Annotated in this window: 7 protein-coding genes; 2 read left to right on the forward strand and 5 right to left on the reverse strand. The window is 43.2% G+C overall.

Annotation, left to right across the window (positions count from 1 at the left end; genetic code table 11):
• Positions 1-142: 142 nt before the first annotated feature.
• Positions 143-1075, forward strand: coding sequence for a hypothetical protein (locus tag H524_RS0106555; protein WP_027939646.1), 933 nt, complete (start codon positions 143-145; stop codon positions 1073-1075).
• A 187-nt stretch (positions 1076-1262) separates the two neighbouring features.
• On the opposite strand, the gene suhB is transcribed toward H524_RS0106555, so the two are convergent.
• Positions 1263-2069: an inositol-1-monophosphatase gene (suhB, locus tag H524_RS0106560; RefSeq protein ID WP_027939647.1), complete on the reverse strand. Its 807-nt coding sequence runs from the start codon at positions 2067-2069 to the stop codon at positions 1263-1265.
• 525 nt (positions 2070-2594) lie between these two features.
• Between suhB and H524_RS0106565 the strand changes: the two genes are divergently transcribed.
• Entirely contained in the window at positions 2595-3158 is a 564-nt protein-coding gene (locus tag H524_RS0106565; protein WP_027939648.1) for a UPF0149 family protein, read from the forward strand.
• Positions 3159-3396: 238 nt separating this feature from the next.
• Here H524_RS0106565 and uvrB read toward each other — a convergent pair whose 3' ends face one another.
• From uvrB to H524_RS0106590, 4 genes are all read right to left on the reverse strand, one after another.
• A complete protein-coding gene (gene uvrB / locus H524_RS14645) occupies positions 3397-5745 on the reverse strand; it encodes an excinuclease ABC subunit UvrB (protein ID WP_084281692.1) in 2349 nt (782 codons plus the stop codon).
• A gap of 333 nt (positions 5746-6078) precedes the next feature.
• Positions 6079-6273, reverse strand: a complete 195-nt coding sequence (locus H524_RS14650) for a hypothetical protein (protein ID WP_044121660.1) — start codon at positions 6271-6273, stop codon at positions 6079-6081.
• A 1012-nt stretch (positions 6274-7285) separates the two neighbouring features.
• Complete coding sequence (locus H524_RS0106585; RefSeq protein WP_044121663.1) at positions 7286-8263, reverse strand: glucokinase; 978 nt, start codon at positions 8261-8263, stop codon at positions 7286-7288.
• 468 nt (positions 8264-8731) lie between these two features.
• Positions 8732-10960 (reverse strand): transposase, encoded by a 2229-nt coding sequence (locus H524_RS0106590; RefSeq protein WP_027939650.1) that lies wholly within the window; start codon positions 10958-10960, stop codon positions 8732-8734.
• Positions 10961-11149 lie beyond the last annotated feature (189 nt).

An 11149-nucleotide genomic window follows, 5' to 3' on the forward strand; every position in this document is an offset into this window, starting at 1 on the left:
ATAAATGAGGCTCCCGTGGCTCCTAAATGGAGATACAAACTCGATGAGTTAGATGTTTAATTTTTAATTACCGTATTTATGAAACGCACTACTAGATAAGTCATTTATCACATGCATTAGCGATCTTAGATATTTTCTAAACTTGGCACGAGAGCAAAAAGAAAAGGATGAAGCAGCTAAGGCTAAGGCTAAAAAGAGGGCAAAAGCTAAACCGCCAATAAATTATGAAATGGGCGATGTGCTGCAAGTTAGCGTAACCGAGGCCCCATTTCAATTTGCAGATGAAGAATGCGAGTATCTCATCTATGTATACGCTTTTGTCTACCCATGGTCGCACAAGACCTTCTTCTGGGCTAGTCCATATTTAAACGAAGCTTCATGGTTGTACGCAACTACTCAATGTTTGAAGAAGTACGGCATTCCTAAAAAGATAGCTTGCCTAAAAAATGATTCGATTATCCGCGTTGGCGCAAATAAAGAAGATCTTTCTTTTAGCCCTAGCTTTAAGTGGTTTTGCGAGCAATACAATATTGAATGTGAGCCTTTTAGGCCTACAGGTACTCAAAGACTTGGTGCTGTCGATCAAGCCTGCAACTTTGTCAAAACAAATGGCTTAGTTTGGCTAAAAGTAACAGATAAAGTTAACTGCGATTTTCTTGAGCTTAACAATGCTCTAGAGGCTTGGAATACTCAGTATAGCGATACAAATCGCTTCTTCACTGGCACTATTGATGGTAAAACCGACAAATACACACCTAAACAGCTCTTTGAAGTTGAGTCACAGGTGCTAGGCAAAATGGATCCTAATGTAGATAGCTCAATATATTTGAACTATCAAAACGTTAGCCCGGATGGCTATGTGTTTTTGAATGATCTAATGATCAAAGTAGATGATAAATACAAAGGCTATTTAGTCACCCTCTACCTTGCTGCTAATGGTTCATACCTTCTGCTTGACTACTATAACGAAGTCATTGAGCACGAGAAACCAGCAAACAGCGCTATTGCAGCAAAAGAATGGATCGATGAGGTCTTTGAGCGCGACTCTTTGGCTAGCTTCTTGGTTAGCCCATAAAGAGGTTGGGCTCTGGCAATTTGTGCTGTCGTAAAAAACAAAGGGCTACGGATGCGTAAGCATCAGTAGCCTCTTTTTGTTTCGACTCACAAGAAGCGTGTGTAGCGATGATGGACGTGCTCTATTAGCACGACTCATGCTCTTGCTAAGCTTTGTCTTAGCTCACTGTCTAAATGTATGGAATTAATTAGCGCAGAATACCAGGCAGGTTTTGGCCATCGCAAACCTTAGTTACTAAGGCCTGAACGATCTGTGGGTTACCAGCAACTAAGTTACCAGAGGTAGTGAAACCTAAACCACCAGTAAAGTCAGTAACGATACCGCCAGACTCACGTAAGATGAGCTCACCAGCGGTGAAGTCCCATGGCTTTAAGCCCTGCTCTAAATAGCCATCAAAACGGCCACAAGCAACGTAGCACAGATCTAAAGCAGCACTGCCGCTACGACGGATATCAGCTACATTGTCGATAAGACGGGTGAATACTTCCATGTAAGCACTCATACGCTCACGATAGCGCATAGGAAGAGCAGTACCGATTACGGCACCTTCTAAAGACTGATGCTTGCTAACACGGATGCGACGGCCATTGTAAGTAGCGCCTTCGCCACGAGCTGCACTAAAGAGCTCGTTAGTGATTGGATTGAAGACTACACCAACAATGGTGCGGCCCTTGTGCTGCAGACCGATAGAAACGGCGCAGTGTGGGATACCCTTAACGAAGTTGGTGGTACCATCGATTGGGTCGATGATCCACACATACTCTGAATCCTTATCGCCAATAAGACCGCTCTCCTCGCCTATGATAGCGTGGTCACGGTAAGACTTACGCAGAACGTCAACAATAGTGCGCTCACACTCACGATCAATATCAGTTACTAAGTCGTCAGCAGTAAACTTAGACTCGATGTTGTAGTTGTCATTGTCAATATTGCGAGCAATAACGTTACCTGCAGCGCGTGCGGCACGAACTGCGATATTCAGCATTGGATTCATTTTAAAGAGCTCTCTTGGTGAAACAAAAGTGCCTTATTCTAACAAATTGCAAGCATCAACTTCACACTTTTGCTAAATTATTTTCATAAAAAAACTCGCACAATCCCTCAAGCCCCGCCAAAATGCCCATCTTCAGGCCAGCTGCAGCATAAAAGTTTCAGCTAAAGCTCGCTCATCTACACTTAGTTGTGGCCTATCGTGTCAAAGAACAGCTTGTCGATGTCTACATAACTAAAACTACTTGTGTCAGTTTGATGCGTGCTTAGTGGCTGCTGAGCTTACGATCTTGAGGTGATAACTTTTTTATCTGGATTGAGTATCTTTTGCTAGGATCAATAGCATGTGCTAAGCTTGCCTTTCTAATGACAATCTAATGGTCATGGCATTCTTTTGCGCTAAGGATTGCATAAGTTTGTTTAAGGTCTGTGCATTTCTTAGTATGAAGGTGGCCATATGAGATCTTAAGATACTCTCATCTTATTAATTGCAGATGGGTATCGTCTAACACTAGCAGCCGAGGTTTTAATGGACTCATTAAAGAACAACGACTTATACCAAAAGGTAGTTCCTGGTTTTAAGACAGCACCATTTGAAGAAAGTCCGGCTGTAACTCAAGGCTTTTTACTCGGCCTAATCGCACGTGGTCGTGGCTCATCAGACTCAAAGGCCCTTAAGATCACCGTAGATATCTTAAACGGCGGCACTGCTTTAACTGGCTCTGGTATCGCTTTATTTACTACCATGATGATTGAGCTTGAGCGCGAGCTTAAAAACAATAAGCTCAGATTATTTGTGCCTTCTAAAAAAGAAGAAAGCCAAAAGCGCCGCATTACCTGCCTAACTGAGATCGCCTACGGCTTTAACTTAGGCATGTGTTGTGAAAACCAGCCAACCGTTGGCTCGATTGTGGAAGCTGACTACGTTGAAAACAATGGCATCTTAAAAGAAGATCTCGAGATGGTGGCCATGGTTGGTGAGCTTGATCCTGAGTCAGACTATGATGAAGATGACTTTGATGTAGTGTTCGACAAGTTCATCGAAACTATCGTTGAAATCTACACCCTCTTCCACCGTCACGAAAAAGCCTAAGCTCAATTTCAGCCCCACTTTCTACTTTTTAGCAAGGCTGCAGCGCAGCCTTGCTAAACTTCATCTTTTCCCCTCACAAGCCCCATCTGATCCTACCTAGCCTACTCCTCTAGATCACCATTGCGATTAAGCCTCAACTTTTGCCTTGTATTGCCTTGCTAGGGCCCTGCTTTGGCCAAGCTGTGATCTTGCAAGGGCCTGGCTTTGTTCTTTTGGGGCTTGCTTTGCTTTGATCTTTTTAGTCGCGGCCAGGCAGTAAGAGGAGGATGTAGTCGATTGCCTTCATGCGATCGCGCAAGACGGCAGCCTCTTCAAACTTGAGCTCGTGGACGAGTTCGAGCATCTCTTTTTGGATACGCTCAACTTCCTTAACTAAGGCATCGGCACTTGGCAGGCGACGATGGGAAGCAAGGTTATTCATAAGATCGCCAAGCGAAATATTGCCAAGCTCACGTAAAGCCGATGCAACTGCAGGTGAGATAGTAATGCCCTGCTCACGCTGCACAAAGGCAATAAGCAAGGACATGACGCGGGCTTTTTCTTCATCAGCGGTAACTGACTTGCCTAAGGCCTCAATGGACATCTTTGATGCTGCCTTTGCTGTGGCTGCGGCAGTATCCATTGGCTTTTGATCTTTAAGCTTAGCTGCAGCTTTATCGCCCTGATAGCCGCGCTTAGTGCCTTGCAATGTATCCACCTCGCGCTCATTTTCCCATTGAGCACGGGTTTTAGTAGGCATGGAACGCTCTTCATATGGCACCTTAAAGGCATCAGAGTGCGCTAATGCCACCTCCATAACATCGACGATCTTCTTTTTAATCTGCTTTGGCTCAATGCCATGATCTTTATTGTATTTATCCTGGATCTCACGACGGCGGGCAGTTTCATCCATAGTCTGACGCATGGAGTCGGTGATCTTGTCGGCATAGAAGATGGCCTTACCCTCAACATTACGCGCGGCACGACCAACAGTCTGAATTAAAGAGCGAGTTGAACGTAAGAACCCTTCTTTATCAGCATCTAAGACAGCAACTAAGCTTACCTCAGGGATATCTAAACCTTCTCTTAGGAGATTAATACCGATAAGCGCATCAAACTCACCTAAACGTAAGTCACGAATGATGTCCATACGCTCCACAGCATCGATATCTGAGTGCATATAGCGTACTCTAAGCCCATGCTCATCAAGATATGAGGTGAGCTCCTCGGCCATCTTCTTAGTAAGCGTAGTGACTAAAGTACGCTCATTACGCTCTGCGCGTTGTCTAATCTCAGACATCACATCATCTACCTGAGTAGCCACTGGACGTACTTCGATAATTGGGTCTAAAAGGCCCGTTGGACGAATGAGCTGCTCAACCACCTGAGTAGACAGATCAGTTTCGTAATCAGCTGGAGTTGCTGATACATAGAGAGTTTGAGGCTGAAGCTTTTCAAACTCTTCAAAACGTAAAGGACGGTTATCAAAGGCAGACGGCAGACGGAAACCAAAGTTAATCAGATTCTCTTTACGTGAGCGATCGCCTTTATACATGGCACCAATCTGCGGCACGGTTACGTGTGACTCGTCAATAATCAAAAGACCGTCATCAGGCAGATAGTCAAATAAACATGGTGGTGCCTCACCTGGCTTTTTGCCAGTGAGATAGCGTGAGTAGTTTTCAATGCCTGAGCAGTAGCCTACCTCATTGATCATCTCAATATCGTACTGAGTACGCTCACGAATACGCTGCTCTTCAAGAAGCTTACCTTCTTTTAAAAACTCTTCACGTCTAATCTTAAGATCGACTTTGATCTGCTCAATAGCATTGAGCAAGATGTCACGAGGTGTTACATAGTGAGACTTTGGAAAGACGGTAAAACGTGGCAGATCGCACTCGATTTGGCCAGTTAAAGGATCAAAGCGTGAGATACGCTCAATCTCATCATCAAACAGCTCAACACGTACTGCATAGCCATCGGATTCAGCTGGGAAAATATCAATAACATCACCACGTACACGGAATGTCGAACGCGCAAAATCAACATCGTTACGGGTGTACTGCAGATCAGAAAGGCGGTTAATGATGTCACGCTGGCTAATCTGTTCGCCACGGGATACGTGCAGCATCATCTTAAGATATGTCTCTGGTTCGCCTAAGCCGTAGATCGCAGATACTGAGCAGACCACAACGGTATCGCGGCGCTCCATCAGAGCCTTGGTAGCACTCAAACGCATCTGATCGATATGGTCGTTAACCTTAGCATCCTTTTCAATAAAGGTATCTGTGGCAGCTACGTAAGCCTCAGGCTGATAGTAGTCGTAGTAAGAGACAAAATACTCAACCGCGTTATTTGGGAAAAACTCACGCATCTCACCATATAACTGCGCCGCTAAGGTCTTATTGTGAGACAGGATCATGGTTGGGCGATTGAGCCTAGCAATCACATTAGCCATGGTGAAAGTCTTGCCTGAGCCAGTTACACCAAGCAAGGTTTGAGCTTTATCGCCACGCTCTAAACCTTTGACCAGAGCATCAATTGCAGTTACTTGATCGCCTGCTGCGGCAAAAGGAGCAACGAGCTCAAAACCATGTTTTCTTGCCATCTGTGTTTTCCTAGACCTGTCTAAAGCCCAACATCAAACCAATCACCATAAGTTGCCCAAAGATTATCTTTCACATGATAAACACCGCTCTTGCCTGTTACCACCACGCGTAAGATGACTAAGCATCATGGAAGTATCTAAAGACGGTAAGCAACATTGTACCCTTGATGTTGTTGGTTCGACCCAAAATAAAACAACCTTGCCTACATGCCACATCAGTGGGTTATAGACAAGGTTGTATCATACATGAAAGCCGCCTGGTGCAGTCGACTGCACACAGCAACAACGGTTTTGTTGTGCAGCTTTTTTTAGTTAGTTATGCACAAAAGCTAATTAGGCCTTGGTGTTGATAACTGAACCTACACGGCCATTTGACTGTGCAGATGCATTGATCTGCTGAACAGACTGAGCAGTGTCCTCGAGTAAGCTCATGGCGATCTTGCCCTGAGCCTCAGTTGAACGCTTAGTCATAGCAACGGCCATGAACTCAAAACCGAAGTTATCGCTGAGACCAGTAATATTGCTCATTAGTAATTCTCCTAAGAATCGGATTTCTCTAATATTATATCGCCAATGAAAGTCTCATCTTTAGCTCAATAGTGAAAAGATCTGTCGATTTGACACCTAAAAACTCATCAATGCTAGGCATTAACTAGTTTTTAGCCTCTTTAAGCATGACAAAAGAATTAACCAATCCCATGCTATTAGACTTCTTATCTATAAAGAGCCATGAGCATTAACGTTATCTACTCAGAGCCGATAGCTAACACATACTGCATGCCAAACTAGAGTCAAAAGATCATGATAAGCCTAGGCCTATCTACTTAGCTTCGCATCACAGCAACCAGATAGGATCAGTAAGCTTGGCTTTATTGCATCAAACGGCATATCAACAACAAGCGCAAGCTTATGACCATACCAATATCTTACATGAGCAAGATTAGTGCACAATTAGGCCAAAGCTAAGATTTCATCAAGAAAACTAAGCATAACTTGGCATCAAAAGCCGTATCTACTTTAAAGTTTTTGATATATAAGCCATTTATGGGCAAGATATAACTTACAATCAGCACCTAAAAAATGCCTAATGATTGCACAGCAATTTCGCCTTATTTCTTGAGATCACCATATTTCATGAGATCACCATATTTCTTGAGATCACCATCTTTGCCACTGACGGCCACTGACTTGCCATCAATAATACAAGCTTTGCCGTTGCATAGCTTCAAGCCTTCCCAAAAGATCACCAATAGCAATCTGTAACCTCGTAATAGCTGTGTTGGCTGTTATGTTTGAAAGACAACTTGTGCGTGAAACGCGTTTTAAAAATCCACACCTTCAAGCATTACAAACTCATTAGCTAATACGTATTGCCTAGCAAGCGCATAGAGTCTAAACACTGCCTACGGGTAGGAACAAATGCCTTGCCTGAAAAACAAAAAAAGCCAAGGCATCAGATGGAATACCTTGGCTCTTGATTGAGCATATCAATTTACTGTGCGAGAGCTAGATCTTGGCTCTTCTCTCTTATGCTGCGCGATTAGAGAACAGCACCTAACTCCTGACGTAAGGTGGCTGCAGCGCCTAATAAACCGGCCTTTGGCTCGGTAATTACGTAAGTTGGGATACGAGATAAGTAATCCTTGAAACGGCCCTTATCTTCAAAGGCATCACGGAACTTGGAGTTCTTGAAGAAGTCGATAAAGCGAGGAACTACACCACCTGCTACGTAAACACCACCAAATGTGCCTAAGGTCAGAGCTAGATTGCCACCAAAACGACCCATGAGACGGCAGAAGGTGTTTAAAGCCTCAAGGCAGTCTGGATCTGGGTTAGCGCTTAAGGCTGAAGCGGTAATGTCAGCTGGAGTTAAGCCAGTACGTAAACGCTCATTACGCATTGCAATGGCTTCGTAGAGGTTCAGAAGACCAGGGCCTGAGAGTACACGCTCAGCTGATACGTGGCCAATACGTGCACGCAGAGTAATTAAGATCATGTCCTCAGACATGTTGGCTGGGGCTAAATCAACGTGACCACCTTCACCAGAGAGTGGGATCCACAGATCATTGTGCTTAATAAGGTGAGCAACACCTAGACCAGTACCTGCTCCGTAAACTGCAATTGGAGCGTTTGGATCAGGCTCGCCACCACCAATCTTGACGAGAGTCTTCTTATCAAGACAGGTAACAGACATACACATGGCAGTGAAGTCATTAACCACGAGCAGAGTATCAAGACCTAAATTAACCTTGAGCTGTGACTTTGAAAAAGCCCATGGGTTGTTAGTCATCTTGATATAGTCCTGATTGACTGGACATGCAATCGCAATACATGCAGCTGTGAAATCTACCTTAGTATCCTGACGAAACTTTTGAATTACTGATTCTAAAGAGTCGTGCTCTAAAGCAGAGTAAATAATTGGATCAGATATGCTACCGTCTGCTAAGTTACAAATAGCTAAACGTGCATTGGTGCCGCCGATATCGCCAACTAAGGCATAGCCTGATAAAGCAGTCATAAAAACTCCAAACAGCTTGCGTTGCATTACTAAGATCTCGCACTTTTGCCATCTAAAAGCTTGGTCTTTAATACAGAGCACTTAAGATAAGCTTTGAGTACAGATCATTAGCTCATCATAGCAAAAAAGCTTTTGACAAAATATCTAGCCACGCCTAAAAAAAGCAATTGAGTAGCATAAGTGGTCTAAAAAGTTGAATCTTCACCCTCTACTACTGCTTCTATACGCTAATTCTTTAATTTTGGATCAACTTACTAAAGTTGACAGCAAATGCTCTATTTTTGAGACTGCAACCAATAGCCAACTTAATTGTTAATCATTTTGGACTCTCTCTAGAGTCTTTCTTTTTTACTACCTTTTGGCCTGCCAACCTTTGGCTTTGGCGGTTGTAGTGCCTGCAGTACAGTTTCATGACAATCAGATTGCTTAAGGCCTATAGCATCATGAGAGGCTTCAGCCTTTGTAGCATTATTTATGGTCAACAATCCCCATAGCAGCTTCTCGTTCAAGAGTCTTGTTGTTCTTACTGCCTAATGGTCTACCGCGATTAGCTGGAAGCTTAGGCGGGAGTAATGACAGTGCAGCTTCTCGCTCAAGAGTCTTGTTGTTCTTGCGGCCTAACGGTCTACCGCGCTTAGCTGGAGGCTTGGGCGGGAGTAATGATAATGCAGCTTCTCGCTCAAGAGTCTTTTTGTTCTTACTGCCTTTGGGACGTCCTATTTTTGCTGGTGGCTTTGGTGGCAATAAAGCTTCAGCAGCCTCTCTAGCAAGAGTCTTGTTGTTCTTGCGGCCTAACGGTCTTCCACGTTTAGCAGGTGGTTTTACTGCTTGCCTACCCTCATGTCTTTCACGCTCAAGGGTTCTTTTGTTTTTACTTCCTTTTGGACGACCAGGCTTGCGTTTTACTGGGATCGTATCAAACTCTTTGGCAACAATGCATGATGGCTCTATCGTTTGTCCTTGCATTGATAGATGATGTCTATCTGATTGACTAAGAATTCCATCTTTATCAAAAGAACATAGTGTCCTAAACTCTGAAATATTAACGCGATCAGAGATCTGGTTCATTTGAGTAGCTAAATCAGAAAGGTCTGAGTTAGTAATACCTAGCACGTTGAATAACGATTTTACCTGCTTTTCACCTGAAAACTGTGAGTAAAAACCACCATTTATGCCATTCACTACAGCAACTCTTTTTAACTTGCCTAACATAAGATTAGTTTCGGACTTAGCACTTGCGCAAGCAAGAACAAACTGAGCACGCAGAGCCGCTGCGATGAATGACACAGCAATGCTTGCCTCAACGCCTGCATCCAAATGACCTCTTAATGTATCCAATCCAAGCATACTTTTAACTTGGGTGAAGGCATGTTCAGATGCGTTTCTTGATGCATACAGTGGATACATCTCGGATGCCGTTAGCTCTAAAGAAGATGCAATTGCAAAGAATCCTTTTGAATCTAACAGCTTCTGCCACTTAGCATAGTCAACAGCAACAGAATCTGCTTGTCCCTTTTCCCCCTTCACTATGCTAACAATACTATTAATTTCTGAATCAATCTCAGGTGTTCTATGGGTATCAATTGCAGCTTTAGCGTTAGTAATAGCATCAAAAACCTGTGTATTTAGACGCTCACTACGTTCTGTTGCATTAAGGTGGTTAAAGAACAAGCCAACTGTTGTAGGTTCTGAGCTCTTTTGAAATACTCGTGCCTTAGATGTACATCCATAAAGTCCATCTCGTGAAATAAGATGCATGACATTGCATCGAATGGCATCTGCATACAATGAGAACATCTCCTCATAACCGTTACATGCTCCTTTAAGCTTGATGATGTACTCAAGCCCCAACTGAGCAATGGCGTTCATTATCTGCTCACTAGCAAAACCACTATCTAGCAGCACACCTTTGACCTTAATGCCTGACGCTTTAAGCTGAGACAAAATGTTGTCAAATGCCTTGCAATCAGGAACATTACCTTCAATTACACTCCATGTTATTGGCATGCCATTGCTAGCATCTACAGCCCAAATCTGGCCAATGATATCCACGCTGTTTCCTGATTTGGCATTGCCTTTAGCAGCCAAAGCACTTCCAACCAGCTTGGAGTCTACGTTTGTCCCGTCTACACTGAGCCAAACCTCCGAAACATCATGGTTTCTTATGTACTCCTCCATCCACGCATTCTTGAAGTTTACAATCATGCTATCTGTAATCTTGCTAGATAAAAGAGTAGTCATGCTTGAGGAGCTTAAAGCAGAAACCGAGAAGTGCATGTGGTTAGCAAGAAAGTTATTGAGCTGATAGACGGTATTGTCTTTAGACGCAAAGCACATCATTGCATAGTCCATAATGGCATTACCGAAATTAGCCCCAAATGCGTACTGAACGGTCTGATAGAGTCCACATGCAGCAGATAGCTTTAGGCTAACCGCATATATTCCAGAAATAAGCTGACTATCACCAACAGAGTAGTCTCCGTAAACTTCATTAAACAGACCTGGAAACTCACTTTTAAAGTTCTGATTAGGCTGGAATTGGCGTTTACCACTCTTAGAGAGTCCTGAGACAAGTTTTCCAATAATATTCTTATGACGACCGTCTTTATCATTGGTCCAATAGAGCACATACTTGTTTTCAGTAATAGAAGCCCATTCTGGTACTTCCATTACTGGGACATTCTTTAAAATAGCCATCTCAGATAACCTTAAAAATATTGTTCCATGTGGATTAGTATAATTTGCATTACACTGAGCACTTTTTCAATAATTATTTTAAGAAATTTAAACTTAAATCCATTGTATATGTTGTGATTTAATGTTTATGTTAAGTCAAATAAAAATAAAGCAAGATACTGATCCAAAATACTGAGAATTAGCGCACAT

The sequence above is a fragment of the Anaerobiospirillum succiniciproducens DSM 6400 genome, from assembly GCF_000482845.1.
Taxonomy (GTDB): Bacteria; Pseudomonadota; Gammaproteobacteria; order Enterobacterales; family Succinivibrionaceae; genus Anaerobiospirillum; species Anaerobiospirillum succiniciproducens.